The organism is Aliiroseovarius sp. PrR006, assembly GCF_010500215.1.
Classification (GTDB): Bacteria; Pseudomonadota; Alphaproteobacteria; order Rhodobacterales; family Rhodobacteraceae; genus Aliiroseovarius.
The window spans coordinates 461,629-484,871 of record NZ_JAAGOY010000004.1 but is presented as its reverse complement, the minus strand read 5'-3'; the positions used below and the strand labels follow the sequence as shown (position 1 = coordinate 484,871).

General features: G+C 57.8%; 25 protein-coding genes. 12 read left to right on the top strand and 13 right to left on the bottom strand.

The window, feature by feature from the left end; translation table 11 throughout:
- Positions 1-5 precede the first annotated feature (5 nt).
- The 3 genes from G0Q00_RS02465 to G0Q00_RS02455 form a co-directional block, all read right to left on the bottom strand.
- On the bottom strand, positions 6-416 hold the full coding sequence (locus G0Q00_RS02465; RefSeq protein WP_163036057.1) for a hypothetical protein: 411 nt from the start codon (positions 414-416) through the stop codon (positions 6-8).
- Between the two features lie 568 nt (positions 417-984).
- Positions 985-1,206: a hypothetical protein gene (locus G0Q00_RS02460; RefSeq protein ID WP_163036055.1), complete on the bottom strand. Its 222-nt coding sequence runs from the start codon at positions 1,204-1,206 to the stop codon at positions 985-987.
- Between the two features lie 7 nt (positions 1,207-1,213).
- Positions 1,214-1,867, bottom strand: coding sequence for an alpha/beta hydrolase (locus tag G0Q00_RS02455; RefSeq protein ID WP_163036053.1), 654 nt, complete (start codon positions 1,865-1,867; stop codon positions 1,214-1,216).
- Between the two features lie 187 nt (positions 1,868-2,054).
- Between G0Q00_RS02455 and G0Q00_RS02450 the strand changes: the two genes are divergently transcribed.
- From G0Q00_RS02450 to G0Q00_RS02415, 8 genes are all read left to right on the top strand, one after another.
- Positions 2,055-2,516, top strand: a complete 462-nt coding sequence (locus G0Q00_RS02450; RefSeq protein ID WP_163036051.1) for an Rrf2 family transcriptional regulator — start codon at positions 2,055-2,057, stop codon at positions 2,514-2,516.
- Positions 2,517-2,585: 69 nt separating this feature from the next.
- On the top strand, positions 2,586-3,629 hold the full coding sequence (locus tag G0Q00_RS02445; protein ID WP_163036049.1) for an aminotransferase class V-fold PLP-dependent enzyme: 1,044 nt from the start codon (positions 2,586-2,588) through the stop codon (positions 3,627-3,629).
- A 26-nt stretch (positions 3,630-3,655) separates the two neighbouring features.
- Entirely contained in the window at positions 3,656-5,179 is a 1,524-nt protein-coding gene (gene sufB, locus G0Q00_RS02440; RefSeq protein WP_163036047.1) for a Fe-S cluster assembly protein SufB, read from the top strand.
- A gap of 60 nt (positions 5,180-5,239) precedes the next feature.
- A complete protein-coding gene (gene sufC, locus G0Q00_RS02435; protein ID WP_163036045.1) occupies positions 5,240-5,998 on the top strand; it encodes a Fe-S cluster assembly ATPase SufC in 759 nt (252 codons plus the stop codon).
- The gene (sufD, locus tag G0Q00_RS02430) at positions 5,995-7,284 is read left to right on the top strand and encodes a Fe-S cluster assembly protein SufD (protein WP_163036043.1); all 1,290 of its coding nucleotides are present in this window, start codon (positions 5,995-5,997) and stop codon (positions 7,282-7,284) included. The genes sufC and sufD overlap by 4 nt, the downstream gene beginning before the upstream one ends.
- A gap of 17 nt (positions 7,285-7,301) precedes the next feature.
- Complete coding sequence (locus G0Q00_RS02425; RefSeq protein WP_163036041.1) at positions 7,302-7,805, top strand: YIP1 family protein; 504 nt, start codon at positions 7,302-7,304, stop codon at positions 7,803-7,805.
- Positions 7,805-8,401: a YIP1 family protein gene (locus tag G0Q00_RS02420; protein WP_163036039.1), complete on the top strand. Its 597-nt coding sequence runs from the start codon at positions 7,805-7,807 to the stop codon at positions 8,399-8,401. Before G0Q00_RS02425 ends, G0Q00_RS02420 begins: the two co-directional genes overlap by 1 nt.
- A gap of 12 nt (positions 8,402-8,413) precedes the next feature.
- Entirely contained in the window at positions 8,414-9,634 is a 1,221-nt protein-coding gene (locus G0Q00_RS02415; RefSeq protein WP_163036037.1) for a cysteine desulfurase, read from the top strand.
- Positions 9,635-9,744: 110 nt separating this feature from the next.
- On the opposite strand, the gene G0Q00_RS02410 is transcribed toward G0Q00_RS02415, so the two are convergent.
- From G0Q00_RS02410 to guaA, 8 genes are all read right to left on the bottom strand, one after another.
- Positions 9,745-10,362 carry a TetR/AcrR family transcriptional regulator gene (locus G0Q00_RS02410; protein ID WP_163036035.1) on the bottom strand — a complete coding sequence of 206 codons (618 nt, stop codon included), beginning with the start codon at positions 10,360-10,362 and terminating at the stop codon, positions 9,745-9,747.
- The gene (gene ppk2, locus G0Q00_RS02405; protein ID WP_163036033.1) at positions 10,355-11,230 is read right to left on the bottom strand and encodes a polyphosphate kinase 2; all 876 of its coding nucleotides are present in this window, start codon (positions 11,228-11,230) and stop codon (positions 10,355-10,357) included. The genes G0Q00_RS02410 and ppk2 overlap by 8 nt, the downstream gene beginning before the upstream one ends.
- 57 nt (positions 11,231-11,287) lie before the next feature.
- Positions 11,288-12,226 (bottom strand): homoserine O-succinyltransferase, encoded by a 939-nt coding sequence (gene metA / locus G0Q00_RS02400; RefSeq protein ID WP_163036031.1) that lies wholly within the window; start codon positions 12,224-12,226, stop codon positions 11,288-11,290.
- Between the two features lie 44 nt (positions 12,227-12,270).
- On the bottom strand, positions 12,271-13,131 hold the full coding sequence (locus G0Q00_RS02395) for an ATPase (RefSeq protein ID WP_163036029.1): 861 nt from the start codon (positions 13,129-13,131) through the stop codon (positions 12,271-12,273).
- A gap of 123 nt (positions 13,132-13,254) precedes the next feature.
- Positions 13,255-14,265, bottom strand: a complete 1,011-nt coding sequence (locus tag G0Q00_RS02390; protein ID WP_163036027.1) for a transporter — start codon at positions 14,263-14,265, stop codon at positions 13,255-13,257.
- Between the two features lie 195 nt (positions 14,266-14,460).
- Positions 14,461-15,303 carry a DMT family transporter gene (locus G0Q00_RS02385; protein WP_163038249.1) on the bottom strand — a complete coding sequence of 281 codons (843 nt, stop codon included), beginning with the start codon at positions 15,301-15,303 and terminating at the stop codon, positions 14,461-14,463.
- A gap of 26 nt (positions 15,304-15,329) precedes the next feature.
- Positions 15,330-15,623, bottom strand: a complete 294-nt coding sequence (locus G0Q00_RS02380; RefSeq protein WP_163036025.1) for a putative quinol monooxygenase — start codon at positions 15,621-15,623, stop codon at positions 15,330-15,332.
- Positions 15,624-15,790: 167 nt separating this feature from the next.
- Entirely contained in the window at positions 15,791-17,353 is a 1,563-nt protein-coding gene (gene guaA, locus G0Q00_RS02375; protein ID WP_163036023.1) for a glutamine-hydrolyzing GMP synthase, read from the bottom strand.
- A 181-nt stretch (positions 17,354-17,534) separates the two neighbouring features.
- Here guaA and G0Q00_RS02370 point away from each other — a divergent pair, with 181 nt between their 5' ends.
- Positions 17,535-18,236 carry an MgtC/SapB family protein gene (locus tag G0Q00_RS02370; RefSeq protein WP_163036021.1) on the top strand — a complete coding sequence of 234 codons (702 nt, stop codon included), beginning with the start codon at positions 17,535-17,537 and terminating at the stop codon, positions 18,234-18,236.
- Between the two features lie 135 nt (positions 18,237-18,371).
- Complete coding sequence (locus tag G0Q00_RS02365; protein WP_163036019.1) at positions 18,372-19,910, top strand: trimethylamine methyltransferase family protein; 1,539 nt, start codon at positions 18,372-18,374, stop codon at positions 19,908-19,910.
- Between the two features lie 73 nt (positions 19,911-19,983).
- On the opposite strand, the gene G0Q00_RS02360 is transcribed toward G0Q00_RS02365, so the two are convergent.
- Complete coding sequence (locus G0Q00_RS02360; protein WP_239058304.1) at positions 19,984-20,316, bottom strand: DUF6477 family protein; 333 nt, start codon at positions 20,314-20,316, stop codon at positions 19,984-19,986.
- 217 nt (positions 20,317-20,533) lie between these two features.
- On the opposite strand from G0Q00_RS02360, the gene G0Q00_RS02355 reads away from it, so the two are divergent.
- Positions 20,534-21,625: a DUF6456 domain-containing protein gene (locus G0Q00_RS02355; protein ID WP_163036017.1), complete on the top strand. Its 1,092-nt coding sequence runs from the start codon at positions 20,534-20,536 to the stop codon at positions 21,623-21,625.
- On the opposite strand, the gene G0Q00_RS02350 is transcribed toward G0Q00_RS02355, so the two are convergent.
- Positions 21,619-21,972, bottom strand: coding sequence for a hypothetical protein (locus G0Q00_RS02350; protein WP_163036015.1), 354 nt, complete (start codon positions 21,970-21,972; stop codon positions 21,619-21,621). The genes G0Q00_RS02355 and G0Q00_RS02350 overlap by 7 nt on opposite strands.
- 211 nt (positions 21,973-22,183) lie before the next feature.
- On the opposite strand from G0Q00_RS02350, the gene G0Q00_RS02345 reads away from it, so the two are divergent.
- Positions 22,184-23,227: an ATP-binding protein gene (locus G0Q00_RS02345; protein ID WP_163036013.1), complete on the top strand. Its 1,044-nt coding sequence runs from the start codon at positions 22,184-22,186 to the stop codon at positions 23,225-23,227.
- Positions 23,228-23,243 lie beyond the last annotated feature (16 nt).

The window sequence follows — 23,243 nt, the reverse complement described above, 5'->3', positions numbered from 1 at the left end:
CTTAATTAGGGGCTCAAGATATCAGCGGTCGTTGTCGGGCTTGTCCGATTTACCGGGCACACCATCGCCACCGCCGGTGCCGAAGCCATTATTCCCCTGCGGGCCGCCTCGACCACCACCGGGCCCATCGCCAGGACCGTCACCGGGCCCATCGCCGGGACCGTCACCGGGTCCATCGCCAGGACCGTCACCGGGCCCATCGCCGGGACCGTCACCGGGCCCATCGCCAGGACCGTCACCGGGCCCATCGCCAGGACCGTCACCGGGCCCATCGCCAGGACCGTCACCGGGTCCATCGCCAGGGCCATCACCGGGCCCATCGCCAGGACCGTCACCGGGCCCATCGCCAGGACCGTCACCGGGTCCATCGCTAGGACCGTCACCGGGCCCATCGCCAGGACCGTCACCGGGTCCATCGCCGGGTATCGTCGTTGCGGTTGGCAGCGCATTCAATGCATCTGCGAACGCCGGACATTCTTGAGTAACATCCGCGAGAACATTCAGGAATTCATCCTGTCTATGGATATACCGAAGCATCTGCCTGGTCACGACTTCGCATTTGCAAAGAACGTCAGTATCCAGCGACAGCCTCGCTGTCGATACAGTACAGTATTGCTTTGCTTGTGCGATCTGTGTGGACCCCCCCCACATCGCACCAGCCATTGCAAGCGCGGCCAGCGCTGTCTTATGTGTAAGCATTTTTCACCCCTTTAAAGTACTGCTTCACAAAATTCGTTGGTCGAAAAAGACACAAACTTTAGTCAAATAATGGCCATTTTGACACAAAGATCCGTAAATTGCCACAAATGAGTTCAGAATATGTCCAAAATGCGACCGGGTGATCCTAGTCGCAGCAAAAAATCTCGCAAAAATTTGGGGGATGGGCGAACGGAAAGGGCAAGCACGTGGTCTCAATTACCACGTTGAAAGCTCTGCGATCTTATCTTGATTTGGAAAACCCCAAGCGAATTGCCTGAGGTGATTTCAGTCCAACATCTCTTTTTCCAGAAGCTGTCGGAGGGTATCACGCCCGCGTGCTTCAGCCCGACGGATGCGCACCGCGGTCATAAACGCTTCTTCCAAAGTTGTGGAAGACGCACCGATGGTTTTCTTCACTTCGTCCACCAATGCGTCATTTCCTGTCAGCCGAGTGGCTTCTAGAACTTCCTGAGCCAGTTTGTCGGCGACTTGTTCCAGCAGATCCATGTTGGCCTCAGCGTGTGGTCTCGGTCAGGCGACGGCGGACATATTCGTCTACATGGGTGATCATCGTGTCCATGTGGTCGTCTTCAAAGAAGTGACCCGAGCCCTGAATTTCTTCATGGGTGATGGTGATGCCCTTCTGCTCGTGCAGCTTGTTGACCAGCGTGTGTGTATCTGCCGGTGGGGCGACACGGTCGGCAGTGCCGTTGATGATCAGGCCCGAACTGGGGCAGGGCGCCAGGAAGCTGAAGTCGTACATGTTCGCGGGCGGGCTGACCGAGACAAAGCCGGTGATCTCAGGACGGCGCATCAAAAGCTGCATGCCAATCCATGCCCCGAACGAAAAGCCAGCCACCCAGCAATGCTTGGCATTCTGGTTCATCGACTGCAGGTAATCCAAGGCCGAGGCCGCGTCCGACAGCTCGCCCACGCCTTGGTCGTATTCACCCTGGCTGCGGCCCACGCCGCGGAAGTTGAAGCGCAGCACGTTGAAGCCCATGTTGTGGAAGGCATAGTGCAGATTGTAGACGACCTTGTTGTTCATCGTGCCGCCGAATTGCGGATGCGGATGCAGGATGATGGCGATGGGGGCGTCTTTTTCTTTCTGAGCGTGATAGCGGCCTTCAAGTCGGCCCTCGGGGCCTGCAAAAATCACTTCGGGCATCTGGTCTGGGCCTCTTTTTCTTTTGTCTGGGGCAGCAGCTGTCTGAAAACCGGTTTTCTTGACGCTGGCTGGCCCGCACCATAATACGGAGTTGGTGATCCGGACGCGGCATGGCCGCATTCTCACCAGTCCTAAGTGACCTAGTGGTCAGGGCCGAAAAGGTCAATGTTTTTGCAGGGGGAACGGTATGAAGCTGTCCACAAAAGGTCGATATGCAATGGTTGCGCTGGCGGATCTTGCAATGCAGGACGATGGCGCTCTTCTGTCACTGACCGATCTTGCCAAGCGGCAGGATATTTCGCTTCCCTATCTGGAACAGCTTTTCGTAAAACTGCGGCGCGCTGGTTTGGTTGATAGTGTCCGCGGACCTGGCGGAGGATACAAGCTGGCGCGTTCAGCGTCGGAAATTCGTGTGTCCGAGGTGCTGGAAGCTGTAGATGAAACCGTATCGGCCATGCACAAGGGCGCGGGCGCATCCGGCGCGTCCTCGGGTTCACGCGCGCAATCCATGACCAACCGGTTGTGGGAAGGCTTGTCGGCCCATGTCTATGTTTTCTTGCACCAGACCCGCCTGTCGGATGTGGTGAAGAACGAACTGACCCCATGCCCCGCTGTGCCCACGCTGTTTTCGGTGGTGGACGAGGACTAGGCCGCTGCGCGGCGATTTTAGGCCTTCGGCGAGGATATTTATGAAAAGAAAATGCGAAGGAGTGCGCCGGTGAGCCGTGTGTATCTGGATTGGAATGCCACGACGCCTTTACGAGCCGAGGCCAAGGCCGCGATAATCGAGGCGATGGAACTTGTGGGCAATCCGTCCTCGGTCCATGCCGAAGGTCGTGCGGCCAAGGGGCTGATCGAACGGGCACGCAAGGATCTGGCGGCTGCGCTGGGGGCTGAGGGGGCGGATATCATTTTCACCTCATCTGCGACCGAAGCCGCAGCACTGGCTTTGGCGGGGCGTGGCCTGTCCTGTGCTGGGATCGAGCATGATGCGGTGCGGTCTTGGTGTCAGGAAGACTTGGTGATCGACGAGCAGGGCGCAGTCCATGTTCCGGATACGGCGCAAAGCACTTTGCAACTGGCCAATTCCGAAACTGGCATCATTCAGAAACTGCCCGAGGGGCTCATGATGACCGATGCCACGCAGGCTTTCGGAAAGATCCCCTTTGCTTTCAACTGGTGCGGTGCCGATATGGCGATCGTTTCGGCCCACAAACTTGGTGGCCCCAAGGGCGTGGGGGCGCTGATCGTAAAGCGCGGTACCGATATCGAGGCGCGGATCAAAGGGGGCGGGCAGGAAATGGGGCGTCGGTCCGGAACCGAAAATGTCATCGGGATTGCCGGGTTTGCCGCTGCGGCCACCGCTGCACAGAAAGAATTGGAAGCCGGAACCTGGTCGAAGGTCGAGAAACTTAGAAAGATTCTAGAAAACACCATTGCGGAATCGGCGAATAAGACTATTTTTGTCGGGAAAGACGCGAACAGGCTTCCCAACACATCGTGTTTCATCACTCCGGGCTGGAAAGGTGAGACGCAGGTGATGGTGATGGACCTGGCCGGATTTGCGGTTTCCGCGGGCTCGGCCTGTTCATCTGGGAAGGTAAAAACCAGCGCTGCCTTGGCGGCAATGGGATTTGACCGGGATCACGCGGGATGCGCTTTGCGCGTCTCGCTTGGCCCCACGACGAGTGAGGATGAGGTCCGAGCCTTTGCACAGGCTTGGCTTCGCGAACATGAGAAATTCCGCGCGCGGGGACGCTGATCCCCTGCGGATTGAAAGGATAAAAAGTGGCCGGTGTGGATGAACTGATCGCCAAAGAAGGCGTTGAAGAGGAAACCGTAGAAGCGGTGAAATCGCTTGCCGGGGCCTATAAATACGGCTGGGAAACCGAGATCGAGATGGAATACGCCCCCAAAGGCGTGAACCCCGATATCGTCCGGCTGATTTCCGAGAAAAACGACGAACCCGAATGGATGACCGAATGGCGTCTTGAAGCGTTCGCGCGTTGGGAAAAGCTGGAAGAGCCCAGCTGGGCGCTTTTGAACTATCCGGAAATCGATTTTCAGGACCAGTATTACTATGCCCGTCCGAAATCGATGGAAGAGAAGCCCAAGTCGCTGGACGAGGTCGACCCCAAGCTGCTGGCCACCTATGAAAAACTGGGCATCCCGCTGAAAGAGCAGATGATCCTAGCGGGCGTCGAAGGCGCCGAGGATATGCCCGCAGAAGGCCGCAAGGTCGCTGTGGACGCAGTGTTTGACTCGGTTTCAGTTGGCACGACTTTTCAGGCCGAACTGAAGAAGGCTGGCGTTATTTTTTGTTCGATCTCGGAAGCGATCAAAGAACATCCTGAGCTGGTGAAAAAGTATCTGGGCTCGGTGGTACCGGTCTCGGACAACTATTATGCGACGCTGAACTCGGCCGTGTTCTCGGATGGGTCGTTCGTCTATATCCCGCCCAATACCCGTTGCCCGATGGAACTGTCGACCTATTTCCGCATCAACGCGGAAAACACCGGCCAGTTCGAGCGTACGCTGATCATCGCCGATAAAGGCAGCTATGTCAGCTACTTGGAAGGCTGTACTGCGCCGCAACGCGACACCGCCCAGCTTCACGCCGCAGTGGTTGAGATCATCATCGAAGAAGATGCCGAGGTGAAATACTCGACCGTTCAGAACTGGTTCCCCGGGGATGAAGAAGGCAAGGGCGGCATCTATAACTTCGTGACCAAACGTGCGGATTGCCGCGGGGATCGTTCGAAAGTGATGTGGACGCAAGTGGAAACCGGATCCGCTGTGACGTGGAAATACCCGTCCTGCATCCTCCGCGGGGCCGAAAGCCAGGGCGAGTTCTATTCGATCGCGATCACCAACAACTATCAGCAGGCCGACACCGGCACCAAAATGGTGCATCTGGGCCGCGATACCAAATCGCGCATCGTGTCCAAGGGGATCTCGGCAGGCAAGGCGCAGAATACCTATCGTGGTCTGGTGTCGATGCACCCGAAAGCCAAAAACTCGCGCAACTATACGCAGTGCGACAGCTTGCTGATCGGTGACAAATGCGGGGCGCACACGGTTCCCTATATCGAGGTGAAGAACAACTCGTCGCGGGTCGAGCACGAAGCAACGACATCGAAGGTGGACGAGGAACAGATGTTCTATTGCCGCCAGCGGGGCATGGACGAAGAAGAGGCCGTGGCCCTGATCGTCAACGGCTTCGCCAAGGAAGTGCTGCAAGCCCTGCCGATGGAATTTGCGATGGAAGCCCAACAGCTTGTGGCGATCTCGCTTGAAGGGTCTGTGGGCTAACCCCCGACCGAAGATATTTGACCGCCACGATGCTGGCGATGGTCTTGAAGGACGATAAAGATGCTGAAAATCAATAACCTGCACGTCAAACTTGAAGAAGAGGATAAGCGCATCCTCAAGGGCGTGGATCTGGAAGTGCCGGCTGGCAAAGTGCATGCGATCATGGGGCCGAACGGCTCGGGTAAGTCGACTTTGTCTTACGTGCTGTCGGGACGTGACGGCTATGAGGTGACAGAAGGCGACGCCACGCTGGACGGTGAAGAGCTGCTAGACATGGAGCCAGAAGAGCGCGCTGCAGCTGGTCTGTTTCTGGCCTTTCAATACCCTGTCGAGATCCCCGGCGTGGGCAACATGACCTTCCTGCGCACCGCCGTGAACGCACAGCGCAAAGCGCGCGGGGAAGAGGAAATGTCGGCTGCTGACTTCCTGAAATTCGTCCGCGCCAAGGCAAAAGATCTGAAGATCGACGCGGATATGCTGAAGCGCCCAGTAAACGTGGGCTTCTCGGGTGGTGAAAAGAAGCGCAACGAGATCCTGCAGATGGCGATGCTGGAGCCCAAGATGTGCATCTTGGACGAAACGGATTCGGGTCTGGACGTGGATGCGATGAAGCTGGTGTCGGAAGGCGTGAACGCGCTGCGCGATGAAGGCCGCTCGTTCCTTGTGATCACCCACTATCAGCGTCTGCTGGACCACATCAAACCGGACGTGGTGCACATTATGGCCGCTGGCCGCATTGTGAAGTCAGGCGGTCCCGAGCTGGCGCTGGAAGTTGAAAACAACGGCTATGCCGACATTCTGGCGGAGATCGACGCATGAGCACCGCTGTGAAAACGCAGGCGGGTCAGATCAGCGCCGATGCGCGTCCGGCCTCGGGTGCTTGGGCGGCGGAGGCACGTACAGATGCAGCCAGCCGTCTGGCTGCGATGGGTCTGCCCACGCGCCGGGACGAGTATTGGAAATGGACCCGTCCAGATAGCCTGATTTCGGCCGCGCCAGCCACGGCAGAAGTCTTTGACAACCAAGGCGAACCGCTGGTGTTCCACGAGATTGACCGCCTGAAGCTGGTCTTCGTGGATGGCGTATTCGATGCGGATGCCTCGGACGACCTGGAAGGTGAAGGGCTTGAAATCGAACGCCTTTCGACCGCTTCTGAGAAAGACATCCATTGGGCTAAAGACCTGTATGGTGTTCTCGAAACTGCGGGCCAGACTCCGGTACAGAGTCCGCTCGCTGTCTATAACTCGGCGATGGCCACCGACGGTGTGGTTGTCCGCGTGACCGGTAAGCCGACGCGCCCGGTTTCGCTGATCTATCGCCACGAAGACAGTGCCTCGGACGTGATCCTGCACCACGTGATCAAGGTGGAAGAGGGCGCGACCCTGACACTCTTGGAAAACGGCGCTGCTGCTGCCCGCTTCAACCAAGTGACCGAAGTGGACGTGGCCAAGGGTGCCGAATTCCACCACGTCCGTGCCCAGGGCCGTGACCATGACCGTCAAGCGATCACCCATATCTTCGCTCGCGTGGACGCAGAAGCGACCTTCAAAAGCTTCACCATGACGGTGAACGGCAAGCTGACCCGAAATGAATGCGTAATTGATATCATCGGCGACGATGCTGTGGCGCATATCGCAGGTGCCGCGCTTGGAGATGGGGCAGAGAACGAATTCCATCACGACGACACCGTGTTCATCACCCATGATGCGGTGGCCTGTGAAAGCCGTCAGGTGTTCAAGAAAGTGCTGAAGAACGGCGCTAAAGGCGTATTCCAAGGCAAGATCCTTGTGAAGCCCGATGCACAGAAGACGGACGGGTATCAGAAGTCTCAGTCGCTTTTGCTTGATGACGATGCAAGCTTCCAAGCCAAGCCCGAGCTTGAGATTTACGCTGATGATGTGATCTGTTCGCACGGCTCGACTACGGGTGCGATCGACGAAGAAGCTCTGTTCTATCTGCGCTCGCGCGGTGTCCCGACGCCGATTGCGACAGATCTGCTGGTGCTGGCCTTTCTGGCCGATGCGATCGAAGAAATCGAAGACGAAGACATCGCAGCCGAAGTCACCGGGCGTCTGGACGCTTGGTTGACCCGTCGCCGCGGCTGACCTGAAGGGGGCGTTAGGTGTCGGTCCTACAGGATATGGTTCAGTCCTATCGCAACCCACGCGCGGTGTTTCGACGCCGCGTGGGGGACGGCCCGCGTGAAGACCGGGCGCTGGCGGTCTTGATGTTCGCCTGCGCAATGGTTTTTGCGGCCCAAATGCCGCGACTGGCACGGCAGGCACATGAAACTGGCGAAGAGCTGAACATGCTGTTAGGAGCGACCCTTTTGGGGTGGCTCTTCATCATGCCATTGGTGCTATATGCGCTTGGTACGATTAGCCACGTGATCGCCCGGCTGATCGGAGGAAAAGGAAGCGCGTACTCTGCGCGTTTCGCGTTGTTCTGGGCGCTTCTCTGTGCAGCGCCCATTTGGCTGCTTTGGGGGCTTGTGGCTGGCTTCATCGGCCCGGGTGTCCAATTGTCGCTGGTGGGGCTTCTTGCCCTTGTGGTGTTTGTCTTGTTCTGGTCTATCAATCTGCGCGAGGCTGAACGTAGCCCGGTAGAAACGAACAAGGCAGAGTGATGCAATTCACCCCCGGATACCTGATTGGAATGGCACTTCAGACTGTGCCGGAACCGCGCAAAGTGGCGCGTGACCTGTTTGATTTGGGGCTAAGCCGAGAGGCATTGTGGACCGCTCTGCTTTTGATGGTGGTGCTGGCCACGGGCCTTAGCGTTGTCGCGGATATACTGTTCCCAATTGATGCCCAGCTGATGGGGCCGCTTCTGTCCAGCCCTGCCACGCTGGGCCTGTTGGAAGGTGCGTTCATGTTTGGACTGGCCACGGCGATCTATGTGATCGGGCGCCTGATGGGCGGGCAGGGCAGTCTGGAAAACGCCATCATGACCGTCGTCTGGATGGAGTTCGTCTTTCTGGGCCTGCAAGTTCTGACCGTGATCCTGTCGTTGATCGCCCCGGCGATGGCGGCCCTTTTGATGTTCGCCTCGGTCTTCTTCTTCTTCTGGGTGCTGACCCATTTCACGGTTGAAAACCATGGATTCCGGTCGGCCGGGCTGGTCTTTACGTCGATCCTGATTTTCATGGTTCTGGCCGTGTTTGCCCTGTCCTTTATTCTGGTGCTTCTTGGGGTCGAACCCATCGAATTGCCCGCACAATGATCGGAGCCGTTCATGTATGATATCAACAAGATCCGCAGCGAATTTCCGATCCTCGCGCGCGAAGTGAACGGTAAACCGTTGACCTATCTGGACAATGGGGCGTCCGCCCAGAAGCCGCAAGTGGTGATCGACGCGATCACGCGCGGTTATGCGGAAGAGTATTCGAACGTCCATCGCGGGCTGCATTACCTGTCGAACCTGTCGACCGAACGTTATGAGGCCGTGCGCGGGATTGTGGCCAAGTTCCTGAACGCAGGATCTGAAGACGAGATTGTCTTCAACTCGGGAACGACCGAGGGGATCAATTTGGTGTCCTATGCCTGGGCCGCGCCGCGGATGAAGGCTGGCGACGAGATCATCTTGTCCACGATGGAGCATCACGCAAACATCGTTCCGTGGCACTTCCTGCGCGAACGTCAGGGCGTGGTCCTGAAATGGATCGACCCGGAACTGGACGGGTCGCTGGACCCGCAGAAGGTGCTGGACGCGATCACGGACCGGACCAAGCTGATTGCGATCACCCAATGCTCGAACGTTTTGGGCACCGTGGTTGATGTGAAAACAATCTGCTCGGGTGCCCGCACGAAGGGCGTTCCGGTTCTGGTTGATGGCTCGCAAGGGGCCGTTCATATGCCGGTGGATGTGCAGGATATCGGCTGTGATTTCTATGCGATCACCGGTCACAAGCTCTATGGTCCGTCGGGGTCCGGCGCGATCTATATCCGCGCCGACCGCCAATCCGAGATGCAGCCGTTCTTTGGTGGCGGAGACATGATCAATGAGGTCACGAAAGACACCGTGACCTATGCCAAGCCGCCTCTGAAATTTGAGGCCGGTACGCCGGGGATCGTGCAGACCATCGGCATGGGCGCCGCGCTGGAATATCTGATGGATTTGGGCATGGATAATGTCGCGGCGCATGAGGCGTCTCTGGCAACCTATGCGGCCGAGCGGTTTGCTGGGTTGAACTGGGTGAATGTGCAGGGACATGCGCCGGGCAAGGCCGCGATCTTCTCGCTGACGATGGAAGGTGCAGCGCATGCACATGATATCTCGACCATTCTGGATAAGAAGGGCATCGCGGTGCGGGCAGGGCACCATTGTGCGAAACCCTTGATGGAGCATCTGGGCGTGGCGGCGACGGCGCGTGCGTCCTTCGGGCTTTATAACACGACCGAGGAAGTCGAACGGTTGGTTGAAGGGCTGGAGCTGTGCCACAAGCTGTTGGCTTAGACTGCCAGTGGCTCACTTCGTGAGCCTATAGGGGGCTTTGCCCCCGCCTGAGGCCTGATGGCCCTCAGACTCCCCCAGGATATTTCTGGCAAGAAAATGCGTGGTTTGGACTAATCGTCCGCTTTGATCAGGCCAAGCCCGCGCAGATATATGCCGATCCCGCTTTCCAGAAGTTCTTCGGGGGGGAACGGGCTTTTCTGGCCGGGGCTTCCGCGGCCGAACAGCTCGACCACGCCGTGGCTCATGGCCCAGATATGGGCGCTGACCATGCGCGCGGGGGGGCGTTTGTCTGCGGACATGTTCTCGGTCAGTTTGCTTGCGGCTTTTTCCAGCACGCCCATGGCGCGGGACGAGACCATGGCCAATTCCGGCGAGCGGTTCACCGAAATCCCGCTTTCGAACATCGAGATATAGTGGCCCGGGTATTTGCGCGCGAAAGCCAGATAGGCGCGGCCGGTGGCTTCGAAACTGGCGAGCGCCGAGGGTTGGCCCTTGTCATAGGCGTATTCCATAAGGTCCGCGAAGATTTCATAGCCTTGACGCGCCGCTTCCGCGATCAGGTCTTCACGGCCAGCGAAATGGCGATAGACCGCGGCAGGCGTTACGCCCGCCTGTTTGGCGGCCTCAGACAAGGTAAAGCCGGTCGGTCCCTTCTCCTCGATCAAGGCGAGGGCCGCATCAACCAACGCCTGACGGAGGTTCCCGTGGTGATAGCCGCGCTTAGGCATTGTTGTTCCAAAGCTCGGGCCCGCCGCAGATTTGGTCATCCGGTGCGCAGGCGATGTTGTTATCTTTTGAAGCGTATTCAATGCCTTGCAAGACGGCTTTCAAAGCAGAAAGTCGGGCGCGCTTTTTGTCGTCGGAGCGGATCACAGTCCAGGGCGCGACGTTGCGGTGGCTACGATCCAAAGTTTCCTTGATCGCGTCCGAATAAGCATCCCAGCGGTTCAAGCCTTCGACGTCGATCCAGCTGAGTTTCCATTGTTTTAGCGGGTCTTTTTCACGTGACAAGAAGCGGCGGAGTTGTTCGGCGCGTCCCACGTTCAGCCAGATCTTCACGAAGTGGATGCCCTCGTCGACCAACATTTCCTCGAAATCCGGTAGCTGGCGGAAGAAGGCCTCGCGCTGGGGAGCCTCACAGAAGTCGAAAACCTTTTCGACCACACCGCGATTGTACCAGCTTCTGTCGAACAGAACGATCTCGCCTTCGGTGGGCAAGTGTTTGACATAACGCTGGAAATACCATTCTCCAGCCTCTCGGTCCGAGGGTTTGGACAGCGCCACAACACGCGCGACCCGCGGATTCAGGTTCTCGCGGAAGCGCTTGATCGTGCCACCTTTGCCTGCCGCGTCGCGGCCTTCAAACACCACGACGACGCGCTTTCCGGTTGCCTTCACATCCGCCTGCAACTTCACCAGTTCCAGCTGAAGCGCCTCAAGCTCGGCTTCGTAGACCTTCTTGTCGATGGGCTTTTCGTACGGATAGCTTTCGGACAAAATGTCCTTTTTCGATCCATTCGTAATGGCGTCGCGCACCGCATCTGGGGCGGCCTTGTGAAAGAACTCGGATATGGCGCCGTCAAAAGGCAATGACATAGGCAAACTCCTGATTTCACACCAATATGGGGGTCGAGAATGCGTTTGGCAATCAGCTTAGACGCGGCGATCCTTCATCGCCTGACCGATTTGCGTGATGTCATAGGGCGTGGTCATATACATCTCTGAGATCCAGTTCTGATACAGAAGATGCGCGTGACTGCGCCAGCGGTTTTCGGGCGGCTGGGTTGGATCATCGTCCGGATAATAGTTCATCGGCACATTGATCGGCGCGCCTTTCGCCACGTCGCGGTCATATTCGCCCTTCAGCGTCAGGTCGTCATATTCGAAATGATTGAAGATATAGAGCGCCCGATGGGCCTTGTCCTCGATCAGGCAGGGGCCGGTGTCGTCCGAGCCAAGTAGGGTCTGAAGTCCCGTAGCGGCGTCCACTTCGTCCTGCTTCATTTCGGTCCAGCGGCTAACGGGAACCACGCAACTGTCTGAGAAACCGCGTAAATAGGGCGAGGAAGGGGCCAAGTTTTTCTGTGGAAAGCACCCAAATGCCTTAGCGTCCAGAATGTGCTTCTTCACACCGTGGAAATAGTAAATCATCGCCATGCCACCCCAGCAGACGCCGAAAGTGGAATGTACGTTGGTCTGAGTCCAGTCGAGGATCTGGGTCAGTTCATCCCAATAGGTGACCTCTTCGAAGGGAAGATGCTCGATCGGGGCGCCAGTGATGATCAGACCATCGAACTTCTGGTCCTTCACCTCTTCCCACGGCTGATAGAAGGCGCCGATATGCGCTTCGCTCGTGTTTTTCGAAGTGTGCTCGGACGGGCGCAGAAGCGTCAGCTCGATCTGAAGCGGATGTGATCCGATCAGACGGGCGAACTGGGTCTCGGTCTCGATCTTTTTGGGCATCAGGTTCAGAAGGGCAATCCGCATGGGGCGAATGTCCTGCTTGGCGGCCTGATCTTCGGGCATGACCATCACGCCTTCGTCCTTCAGCACATCTACGGCTGGTAGGGTCGAGGGGATCTTGATGGGCATGGAACCGGTCCTTCTTCTAGGTAATGGATATAGATGGGGCGCGCTTAGCGCGCGTCAATGGCCGCAGCGATCATACGATCAAAGTCTTGCGGCGACTTGATCTGTGCGACTTCATGCGCACAGAGGGAAACGCCATAGCGCGCCATGTGTTCGTAAAGCGGCTGACGGTGGTTCAGCGCCTGCGCATAGGTCCAGCGGATGAAGGCGTCAGGATCAACGTCATCTTCTTTCACGTTGAATTCGTTTAGATATTCACCCCAAACACGCGCCAGAAACTCTGGCTGGTACGCCATCGGTTTGGGCGCGCGGTCAAAGCGTTCGACCAGCTTTTGCGTGTGGGCTTCGTCTCCGCGGAGCCAGACCAGAAGGCAATGCTTGCTGAGTTCGGACAGAAGGGTGTCGTGCTCGCCAAGGGCGGCGTCGATCCATTCGCAGATCGACCCACCGCTGTCGCAGATGAAATGCGGATAGCTATAGATGCGCTCGGCCCGGTCAATGAAGGACGCTGTATCCATCAGGGCCGAGATCTCGGCCGTTTTGAACTGATCCTGTCGGCGGCGATACTCATCAATCGGCAGGCCGCCTTTGTCGACGTCACCGGGCTTGCCCAGATAGGTCGCAACCGGCGTCAGGTTTTCAAAGCTGATCTTCGAGGTGATGCGGATCGAATCCGACATCAAAAGGTCGCGCAGGAAGGGGACCTTCATGGCCTCGGCCTTGAAGTTGTCGGCGATGTGCTCGCCCATATAGCGGGTGCCGATGCGGTAATCGATCGAATAGTGGAACCAGTCGCCCTGATCGCGCAGAAGATTGGACAGATAGGTCTTACCAAGCCCGGACATACCAAAGAAAAGCACCCGCTTATGCGTTGCTGACTGCCAGTCCGCTGAGGATTGATAAAGCATGCCTGTCACCTTGTGTTTCGGCCCTTTGGTAAATCGCCCGCGCTACGGGGTCAAATGCTTCTGTCACAAAAGAAAACGCCCCACCGACGGGCAGGGCGTATCCAAAGAAATTTTGTTCTCAGATTAGAAAGCGACCCCTACGCTGACACCTGCAGAAATCGCATCGCCCTCGAAGGGGACTGGACCCACGAACTTTTCGCTGAACTTGGTATAGCGCACACCGCCCGAGATCTTGATGTCACCGGTGGTGTACGATGCGCCAAGGCCAACCGAGGTGGCCGAACCTGCAGGGGCAAGGAAGGTGGTGCCGGTATCCGCGCCACCGCTGTAGCCCAATGTCAGGGCAACCGACCAGTTGTCGTTCAGCTTGCGCCCAACACCCAGCTCATAGCTGGTGACATCATCGACGAAGTTCACCCAGTTCACGGGACCGGCGGTATCCAGCGAGATACCGTCATATTTGGCATGGCGAACCGAGCCGAACAGCAAAGTGTTCTGCGCGATACCCGTCTGGAAATCCAGATTGAAGGCTTCAGGCATCGACACGGCGCCGGTCGTCGGAGCAAAATTGTGGGTGCCGGTCAGCTCGTGATCAACGCCAGTGAAATAGGTCAGAGCGACACGCAGGGCGATCTCGGGCTTTTCATAGGCGACACCAACGACACCGCCGAGCTCACTGTTGCTGGTCGCCTCAAGCAGGCCGGCACCAGACGCGATCTGGCCTGATAGTTTCTGCATGAATGCACCACCGTGGACCGAGAATCCGTTGCCCATTTCATAGCGCAGAATACCGGTCAGCTGTTGGCTGTCGATAACCGCAAATCCGCCGGCTGCGGGGCCGTCGATATATTGAATATCCGCGCCATAGGGCTGATCCCAGATCAAGGCGAAACTCAGGTTTTCGCTGAACTGGTGCTTATAGCCAAACGAGAAGGTCGAGAACGGAACGGCAGATTGAGTGGTACCTGTCGCATCACTGGTGATGTCCGGGTCGACATTCGCGAAGCTAAATTTAAAGTAGTTACCTTCTTCGAACAGCACGCCGATATCCTGGCCTGAGCGGTCAATGCCAGCCTGCGCTGCTGTCGCCGCGACGGTCAATGCTGCCGCGATCGTTAGGGTTTGCTTTTTCATGTCTCCTCCCTGGGACTTATGAATAAGAGCCGTCTCCTCCGGGGCGGCAATATTCAGAAAACGTATTTGCTGGTGACTAATTCGGTCAATCTTTACCTCAGGTAATGTGACGTCAGGTCGCAAATTGACTAAATGGCGATGTGGAATTGACACGGTTATGCTGGATTTGCCGTGCGTTTCCATACGTTTGAAGGTCTATACTGCGCGCGAGGTTTCGGTCATGCGGATGCTGACGATGTTGGCAGCAACGATGATCAGTCCGCCGACGATTAGCGCGACACCAATTGGTTCGTCATAGAACACGGCACCGGCAAGCGCGATCAGCGGCAGGCGGGTGAAGTCGATCGGGATCACAACCGAGGCCGGCGCAAGCGACAGTGCCTGTGTCAGACAGGTATGCGCCAACAATCCGGCGCAGCCGATGATGAACAGCCATAGATAGTTCCATCCCTGCGGGACGGCGACCGATCCGTCTATCCCGGCACAAAGCACACCAAGCCCAAGTTGCATGCCTGTGAGCCAAAACAGGATCGATAGTGTCGACTGGGTTCGGGTCAGTTTGCGGGTGAAGACGGCCGTCAGCGCGAAGCAGACCGCGGACGCCGCCGCTGACAGCGTACCTGTCGACGTGGTCGGTTCAGACAGCGAAGATGCGGTGATGATCAGAATTCCGACAAAGCCGCTGGCCACGCATAGCACTTGCAGGCGTGTCAGACGTTCACCCAGCAGAAACGGGGCTAGAAACACGACCCACAGCGGCGAGGTGAACTCTAGCGCGAAGACCTGTGCCAAGGGAATCAGGGTCAGCGCGTAGAACCAAAGGTTTTGGCCCGCGAAATGGGCCAGGTTGCGGATGAAATGCAGGCCAAGATTTTGGCGCGAGACCATGTGCCAGCGCCGTGACAGTGTCAGAACAGCCAGAATGATGCACAGCCCGACCGCAGAGCGATACATCATCAACTCGAACGTATCCAGTTGAAGACTGACCGCCCGTCCGGCCATCGCCATGACCGAAAACGAACCGATTGCTCCGGTCATCCATATGGCGGCGCGGGCGGTTGGGGTCACGCAGGGACCTCGGTCACGGTGTAGTGCCGCGGGATGCCTGCTGTAATGGTCGCCCAGTCCGAGGTTTTCATGCGGGCCTGATGCGCGTCAAAGGCCGTGCGATCCGTAAAGCGCTCCGAGACATTGAAGCGTCCGGGGTGGCAGCGGTCTTCGACCACCAGAAAGGACAGACAGCCCGGTTCGGCACGCGTCAGGTCAATATGCACGGGCAAAGCGGCCCGAACGGCCTCGCGCCGATCTTCGGGGACGTCGATATGGCCGGTCAGAACGATATTGGGGGTCTGTGTCATGCCCCAAGGGCTAGCAAGCGGTGGACGCCTTGGCGAGAGAAAAAGAAAACGCCGCCCAATTGGACGGCGTCTTGATGATTTTATCGTTTCAAACCCTCAGGCAGAGCCTTCGGGTGTTCGCCACTTGAATTTGTCCACCGGACAAATTCACCCCGCTGGGTCGTGGCTCACTCCCACTCAATCGTGCCCGGAGGCTTCGAGGTGATGTCATAGGTGCAACGGTTGATGCCTTTTACCTCGTTGATGATCCGTGTGGCGGTTTCGCCAAGGAATTCGTGGGTGAACGGATAGTAATCCGCCGTCATCCCGTCGACCGAGGTCACCGCACGCAGCGCGCAGGCGTAGTCGTAGGTGCGCCCGTCGCCCATCACGCCAACGGTGCGAACCGGCAGAATGGCCACGAAGGCCTGCCAGATTTCGTCATACAGACCGTGCTTGCGGATCTGGTCGATATAGACCGCATCGGCTTCGCGCAGGATGTCCAGCTTCTCGCGGGTGATCTCGCCCGGGCAGCGGATCGCCAGACCCGGACCAGGGAAGGGGTGGCGGCCGATGAAGCTGGTGGGCAAGCCCAGTTCGTGACCCAATGCGCGCACTTCGTCTTTGAACAGTTCGCGCAGCGGCTCGACCAGTTTCAGACCCATCTTCTCAGGCAGGCCGCCCACATTGTGGTGCGATTTGATGGTGACCGAGGGTCCGCCCGAGAAGGACACCGACTCGATCACATCCGGATAGAGCGTGCCTTGGGCCAGGAACTCGGCGCCTTCGATGGTGTCGGCGTGTTTCTGGAACACGTCGATGAACAGTTTGCCGATGATCTTGCGTTTGGTTTCCGGGTCTGACTGGCCCTCCAGCTCGCCCAGGAATAGGTCGCTTTCATCTGCGTGGATCAGCGGCAGGTTATAATGTTCGCGGAACATCGAAACGACTTCCTGCGATTCGTTCTTACGCAGCAGGCCGTGGTCAACGAAAACGCAGGTCAGTTGGTCGCCGATTGCCTCGTGGATCAACACGGCAGCAACGGACGAATCGACCCCGCCGGACAGGCCGCAGATCACTTTCTTATCGCCAACCTGTTCGCGGATCTTGCGGATCATCTCTTCGCGATAGGCGCCCATGGTCCAGTCGCCTGCAAAGCCCGCGATCTTAACGAAGTTTTCGTATAGCGTGGCGCCGTTCGGGGTGTGGTGCACTTCCGGGTGGAACTGTACCGCATAGAAATGCCGGTCCATGTCGGCGGTGATGGCATAAGGCGCGTTGGGCGAGGTGCCGTAGACCTCAAACCCCGGAGCGATCTCGCTCACGTGGTCGCCGTGGCTCATCCAGACTTGCTCGTCGCCTTCCAGGAACCAACCGCGCAGAAGGTCGATATGCTCGCCCTGCGGGGTGACATAAGCACGCCCGAACTCGGCGGTGCCGTGGCCGCTTTCGACCTTGCCGCCCAGTTGGGTCATCATCACCTGCTGGCCATAGCAGATGCCCAGGATGGGCAGGCCCATCTCGAACAGTTCCTGCGGCGCGCGCGGGCTGCCCTCGCGGGTCACGCTGTCGGGGCCACCAGACAAGATCACCGCTTTCGGGCCCATCTCGCGGATGAACTCGGCGGTCACGTTCTGGTAGGGGTGGATTTCACAATAGACATTCAGCTCGCGCAGGCGGCGCGCAATCAGCTGCGTCACCTGGCTTCCGAAGTCGATGATAAGAAGGCGGTCATGGCTCTGATCTGTCATGTTGACCGATTAGGGCAGGGGGCGGGTTTGCGCAAGCCCCAAGCCGAGCGGGAACAGACAATTCCGACGTAGATGAACCGGTAATCGACGCGTTTGGATCATTCCGGCGTCAAAACCGTCGCATTTGCCCGATCAAAAGCGCTGCTTAGGCCCGACACTCGCCAAAAAGAGGTGACGCGCAATGACAATAGAAGCCATTACATTGGACGTGGCCGCCATAAACCTGACGGCGGCAGTGATTTTCGGAGCCTTGGTCGGGTCCGAGCGGCAGGTGCGTCAGCGCATGGCGGGGCTCAGGACCAACGCGTTGGTGGCACTGGGCGCAGCGGGTTTCGTCGTTTTTGCCGCCCTTTTCCCACATGAAGTCAGCCCAACGCGCGTTGCGGCCCAAGTTGTCTCGGGCATCGGTTTTCTGGGCGCCGGGATCATCTTCCGCCACGGGTTCACCGTTCACGGGCTGAATACGGCCGCGACATTGTGGTGTTCGGCGGCCATCGGCGTCATGGCCGGGGTTGGTGCCATCGCGTTTGCCGCCTTGATGTGCGGCTTAATCATCTTCGTTAATTTAGGCCTGCGGCCTTTGGTGAAGTTCCTAAAGCGGAAAACGCGTGCGGGGCAGCCCTTGTTGTTGGAGTTCCGTCTGTGGATTTCCTGCCGATCAAAGCATGAAAACAAGGTGCGTTCGACCGTTGTGCACAAGCTTGCATTGCCCGGTCTGGCACTGGTGTCGATCGACGCGACTGAAAGCGGTGAAGACAGCACGCTCGAGGTATTGGTCAACGTGGAAGACAACAGCGACAGCCTGATCAAGACGGCGGTCGCGCCGTTGATGCTGGATCAAAATATTAGGTCGCTATCTTGGGAAGCAGCAAACGACGACTAACTTCTGACACGACAAAAGGTAAAAAACGCCAAAATTGTCGGAATGTCGTTTTTGCCTCTGCATGGCCGTTTGGGGACAGCTTTACGCGCCGCTCTGACCTATCAAAGATACAACAGGACAAATTGGAGGTTTCCCATGGCCGAGGCTCGAACACGCCGCCGTGGTGGCGGAGGTGCCGCCCGACGCGCAGAACGCACTGCTGTCAGTTTCGAATGCGCAAAGTTCATCACGCGCAACATCCCGAATCTCGAGATCCTCAATGAAGAGGCGATGGAGATCATCGAATATAACGCCGAGACCGTGCTGGAAGAGGTGGGCGTAAACTTCGTCGAGAACCCCGCCGCGCTTGCGCGTTGGAAAGAAGCCGGTGCCGATGTTGACGGTGAACGCGTGCGCATTCCACGTGGTCTGGCGCGCGAGCTGTGCAAAACGGCGCCGTCCAGCTTCACTCAGCACGCCCGCAATCCCGAGCGGAATGTCGAGATTGGCGGCAAGAACATGGTTCTGGCCCCGGTTTACGGACCTCCCTTCGTCCGCGACGCCGATGGCGGTCGTCGTTACGCCACGATCGAGGATTTCCGCAACTTCGTGCGTCTGGGCTATATGTCCAAATGGCTGCACCACTCGGGCGGTACCGTTTGTGAACCGACCGACGTGCCGGTGAACAAGCGTCACCTGGACATGCTGCACGCCCACATGACCCTGTCGGACAAGCCTTTCATGGGCTCGGTCACAGCACCTGAGCGTGCTCAGGACACCGTGGACATGTGCGGCATCCTGTTTGGTAAGGACTTCGTTCAGCAGAACACTGTCACGACGTCACTGATCAACATCAACTCGCCGATGCAGTTTGATGATGTGATGATGGGCGCACTGGAAGTTTTCGCCGCCAACAATCAGGCTGCGATCATCTCGCCGTTCATCGTGGGCGGCGCAATGGCGCCGGTATCGGTTGCAGGCACGCTGACGCAGGTTCTGGCCGAGGTTCTGGCCGGTGTGGCCTACAGCCAGCTGATCCGTAAGGGCGCCCCGGTGATCGCCGGTACGTTCGTCAGCTCGATCGACATGAACTCGGGCGCACCGACCTTCGGCACCCCGGAAGCCGCCAACGTCACTTACGGCGCGGGCCAGCTGTTCCGCCGTTTGGGACTGCCGTACCGCTCGGCCGGGTCGTTCAACGGCTCGAAACTGCCCGATGCGCAGGCCGCTTATGAGACCGCGAACAGCCTGAACACTGGCCTTCTGTCGGGCGTGAACTTCATGCTGCACTCGGCCGGTTGGCTTGAAGGCGGTCTGGTGGCATCGTTCGAGAAGTTCGTGATGGATGCGGATCAACTGGGCGTGCTGCACGGTATCGCCAAGGGCGTCGAAGTTGACGTGAATGGTCAGGCGATGGACGCGATCCGCGAAGTGGGCCCGGGTGGTCACTATCTGGGCTGCGATCACACCCAGAAGAACTTCAAATCGGCTTTCTGGCGGTCTGAGCTTCTGGACTACAAGCCCTATGAAACCTGGGAAGAGGAAGGCGCACGCGATACGCAGGCGCTGGCCTCCGAGAAGGTCAAGAAGATGCTGTCCGACTATCAGGAACCAGCGCTGGATCCGGGGATCGCAGAGGGTCTGAAAGACTATATCGCCGAGAAGAAAGCATCGATGCCGGACGCGTTTACGTAAGTGAACCGGCGTTCAGATTGATTAACAATCCGGAAAGGGGGCTTAACGGCCCCCTTTCTTTTTTATCCGTCAGTTATGAAGGCTCAGGCTGGTTGAAACTGCGCGGGAGCAGCTGAAGCTCTGCCAGAAGGGCGATAAGAACCTCGACATGGCGGGCACAGGAATAGGACGCATCGCCGGATTTGCGGGTGTCTTCCAGCTGTGCTTCAGCGATCAGAAGACCATCCACGGCCTGAGCTGGCGATGGTGTCGAATTTGTTTTCATAAGTTTTTTCAGGTCTTTGTCGCGATCATACTCGCTAAGGCCAAAGCGGGCTGCGCGAACCAGAAGGCGGGGACGGCGCAGTGATTTCAGCATGTCGGTGGTCGTTGTCATATGTGCCTCGCTGTTGTGATTCAGCGACATGATGACTCAACCATAAAGGGTGTTGCGTTGGTAGAGATGGCCGTACGCCACCGTTAATAGTTGTTATGATTTCAGAAACTAGTGTTGAGATGTGATGGCAAGGTTAACGAACCAGTAACCATAAAACGATAGGTCTGTTCGGCTCGATAACAACCGAAGGTTGCGCGGTCGAGAGGTTCGGTACGTGCCACGGTGTTACAATCTGGAAGGGGCGTAAATGCACAACTCAATCGGGACCGAGATCAACAGCAAATCCATCATGAACTGGTTGCCCAACGAGGTTCACACCTATCTGAAGCATACGGAAGAAGGTGAATCCATTCGCGCCATTGCGCGGGGTATGGGGGTTCACGCATCGACTGTGCTTCGGCAAGTGCGCAAAACTGAGGCCCGCCGTGACGATCCTTTGGTAGATTCGTTACTGTCGCGGCTGGGGGACGAACTGCGCGAACGCTCGGATCACGAGGTGACGTTTTCGTTCAGTGACGCCGCTGATGACCCCATGACCCCGCATTTGACCCGCGTGTTGCGTGCGCTTTTGGCCCCCAGCACCAGTCTAGTGGTCGGCGAGGGCGTCGAAACCGCGGTGGTTCTGAAAACCGGCCCGGACGGGGATCCAGCTGCGGTCGCAAAGGCGCCGATTAGCGTGGTCGAGCTGATGGCGCTTTGGGAGTGGATCTCGGGTGACGTAAAAGGGCGCGTGGTGCGCTATCAAATCACTCAGGCCGGTCGGCAGGCGCTGAACAAGCTTCTTGCGCAACAGGAAACGCTGGCGACCGGGTTCGCCGAAAGTCAGGCGAGTTTCTTGGTCGGCAGCAGCGCTGCGAGCGCGTCAAAGGCGCGTGCCCTTCGTCGTAAACCGCGCGCCGCCGGGGCCGAAACGCCGGTTCGCGTGCTGGCACGCAAACGCGGAAAGGACAAACCTTACTTGTGTGCAGATCTGGTGATTGCGGCAGAGCGCTTGAACCGGGACTTCGCCCTGGGCCAGTTCGAGCATTCCGAAGCGCAGGGGGGATGGGCCGCGTGGATGCGGGACGGAGAGGCCTCGGGCGCTACGCATCAGACCGGCCACGCATCTGATCGGAAGCTTGATGCTCGCCGCCGGTTCGCCATCGCCATCAAAGCCATCGGGCCGGAGCTGGCAGAGCTGGCCGTGGCCGTGTGTTGTCATGAGAAAGGGATGGAATGTGTCGAACGAGAGCTATCGATGCCTGCCCGATCAGGCAAATACATGCTGCGGATCACGCTGAAATATCTGGCACGACACTACGATAGCCAGCCGGGTGAGGATCATGAGCTGATCTACTGATCGGCGTTCTCGAGAGATGGCGGGCTGGTAACGATCTGAATGTCGATGTCAGGACAGGACCGGGTGATGTCGTCGATGATGATCTGAGGATTGGGCAGATCGGGAACCAGCACATAGTAGCGGCCGGTGAAACCCGCGCGTGCAAGCCTTTGGCTGATTTCAAGGCAATCAAGCGATCCGCAGACGAACATTGAGATTACAACATCAAGATCAAGGTCCGCGATCTGCTTTTCGGTCAGCTGCTCGAACGCGCTGCACGGCATGAACACTTCCCGTTCGGATGTTGTATCGAGGAACGCCACGTCCTTGGCGGGTCCCAGCGATAGGATCTTTGAGTGTGGCTGCACGACCTGCCTTCTTTACTATTAGGCGCGATGTTTTTCGAGTTTCTTAATCTGTGAAATGTCCGAACGAAAGAAAATATCGCCGCATAGCGCAACAATTGGACAGCAACACTACCATGGCGATAATGAAAACATTTATTGACCCGGGTCGGACGACGGGTCATGTCTTGCGGGATTGCAAAACAGATGATCTGGCGAGAAGGCAGGACAGGATATGGTCGCGCACAGCATGCTGGATGCTTTGCCAATCCCGGCGATTTTTATCGGTGAAGACAATCGGATTCGTCGTTCGAACGCGCAGGCGCGGGCCTTGCTGAATATGCAGATCGACGGGCGCCATTATGTGACCGCGTTGCGTCAGCCGTCGCTTTCGGATCATATCGAAAAGACGATGGCGGATGGCGTTGATGGACGCGTTGACTTCATCCATACCGAAGCTGGACGAGAGGTCGTCTATGAGGTGCACCTTGGGCGGATCATCACCCAGGACAGGGGCGAAAACGGCGTCCTTCTGTCTTTTATGGACGTCAAATCCCATGAAGAGGCCGGACAGATGCGGTCGGATTTCGTCGCCAATGTCAGCCACGAGCTGCGCACGCCGCTGACCGCCCTGACCGGATTTATCGAAACGCTGCGCGGCCCTGCACGAGACGATGCCGAAGCGCGGGACCGCTTTCTTGGCATCATGGAAGTCGAAGGCAAGCGGATGAATCGCTTGGTGGCCGATCTTCTGTCGCTCAGCCGGGTCGAGGATATGGCGTGCATTCGACCCTCCGACAGCGTAGATGTCTGTGCCGTGTTGAATTCGGTCCGAAATGCGTTGTCACAAACGGCGGAAGCGCGGGGCGTCTCCGTGTCGATCGACTCGCAGCTTGAGCCACCGGTATTGGTCGCAGGGGATCTGGACCAATTGGCGCAGGTGTTCACCAACCTGATCGAAAACGCGATCAAATATGGTCAGAGTGACGGGGCAGTGGTCGTCTCGGTCTCGCGGATGCCGATGTTTCCCGCCTTTAAAGGCCCCGCAATTTGCGTGTCCGTTCAAGATGATGGGCCGGGTATTCCGGTGCATCACCTGTCACGTTTGACCGAACGGTTCTATCGCGTCGATAGCCATCGCTCGCGCGAACTGGGCGGGACCGGATTAGGTTTGGCAATTGTAAAGCACATCGTCAATCGCCACCGTGGACGGCTGCGGATCGAAAGCGAAGTGGGGCAGGGCAGCACGTTTTCGGTCCTGCTGCGTGACGATCTTTAACAATTAAACACCCTCC

Excerpts from the sequence above, each read along its gene's own strand:
- G0Q00_RS02465 (WP_163036057.1), bottom strand. The coding sequence starts at position 416 with ATGGACCCGGTGACGGTCCTGGCGATGGGCCCGGTGACGGTCCTAGCG.
- G0Q00_RS02460 (WP_163036055.1), bottom strand. The coding sequence starts at position 1,206 with ATGGATCTGCTGGAACAAGTCGCCGACAAACTGGCTCAGGAAGTTCTA.
- G0Q00_RS02455 (WP_163036053.1), bottom strand. The coding sequence starts at position 1,867 with ATGCCCGAAGTGATTTTTGCAGGCCCCGAGGGCCGACTTGAAGGCCGC.
- G0Q00_RS02450 (WP_163036051.1), top strand. The coding sequence starts at position 2,055 with ATGAAGCTGTCCACAAAAGGTCGATATGCAATGGTTGCGCTGGCGGAT.
- sufC (WP_163036045.1), top strand. The coding sequence starts at position 5,240 with ATGCTGAAAATCAATAACCTGCACGTCAAACTTGAAGAAGAGGATAAG.
- sufD (WP_163036043.1), top strand. The coding sequence starts at position 5,995 with ATGAGCACCGCTGTGAAAACGCAGGCGGGTCAGATCAGCGCCGATGCG.
- G0Q00_RS02420 (WP_163036039.1), top strand. The coding sequence starts at position 7,805 with ATGCAATTCACCCCCGGATACCTGATTGGAATGGCACTTCAGACTGTG.
- G0Q00_RS02415 (WP_163036037.1), top strand. The coding sequence starts at position 8,414 with ATGTATGATATCAACAAGATCCGCAGCGAATTTCCGATCCTCGCGCGC.
- G0Q00_RS02410 (WP_163036035.1), bottom strand. The coding sequence starts at position 10,362 with ATGCCTAAGCGCGGCTATCACCACGGGAACCTCCGTCAGGCGTTGGTT.
- ppk2 (WP_163036033.1), bottom strand. The coding sequence starts at position 11,230 with ATGTCATTGCCTTTTGACGGCGCCATATCCGAGTTCTTTCACAAGGCC.
- metA (WP_163036031.1), bottom strand. The coding sequence starts at position 12,226 with ATGCCCATCAAGATCCCCTCGACCCTACCAGCCGTAGATGTGCTGAAG.
- G0Q00_RS02395 (WP_163036029.1), bottom strand. The coding sequence starts at position 13,131 with ATGCTTTATCAATCCTCAGCGGACTGGCAGTCAGCAACGCATAAGCGG.
- G0Q00_RS02390 (WP_163036027.1), bottom strand. The coding sequence starts at position 14,265 with ATGAAAAAGCAAACCCTAACGATCGCGGCAGCATTGACCGTCGCGGCG.
- G0Q00_RS02385 (WP_163038249.1), bottom strand. The coding sequence starts at position 15,303 with ATGACCGGAGCAATCGGTTCGTTTTCGGTCATGGCGATGGCCGGACGG.
- G0Q00_RS02380 (WP_163036025.1), bottom strand. The coding sequence starts at position 15,623 with ATGACACAGACCCCCAATATCGTTCTGACCGGCCATATCGACGTCCCC.
- guaA (WP_163036023.1), bottom strand. The coding sequence starts at position 17,353 with ATGACAGATCAGAGCCATGACCGCCTTCTTATCATCGACTTCGGAAGC.
- G0Q00_RS02370 (WP_163036021.1), top strand. The coding sequence starts at position 17,535 with ATGACAATAGAAGCCATTACATTGGACGTGGCCGCCATAAACCTGACG.
- G0Q00_RS02365 (WP_163036019.1), top strand. The coding sequence starts at position 18,372 with ATGGCCGAGGCTCGAACACGCCGCCGTGGTGGCGGAGGTGCCGCCCGA.
- G0Q00_RS02360 (WP_239058304.1), bottom strand. The coding sequence starts at position 20,316 with ATGTCGCTGAATCACAACAGCGAGGCACATATGACAACGACCACCGAC.
- G0Q00_RS02355 (WP_163036017.1), top strand. The coding sequence starts at position 20,534 with ATGCACAACTCAATCGGGACCGAGATCAACAGCAAATCCATCATGAAC.
- G0Q00_RS02345 (WP_163036013.1), top strand. The coding sequence starts at position 22,184 with ATGGTCGCGCACAGCATGCTGGATGCTTTGCCAATCCCGGCGATTTTT.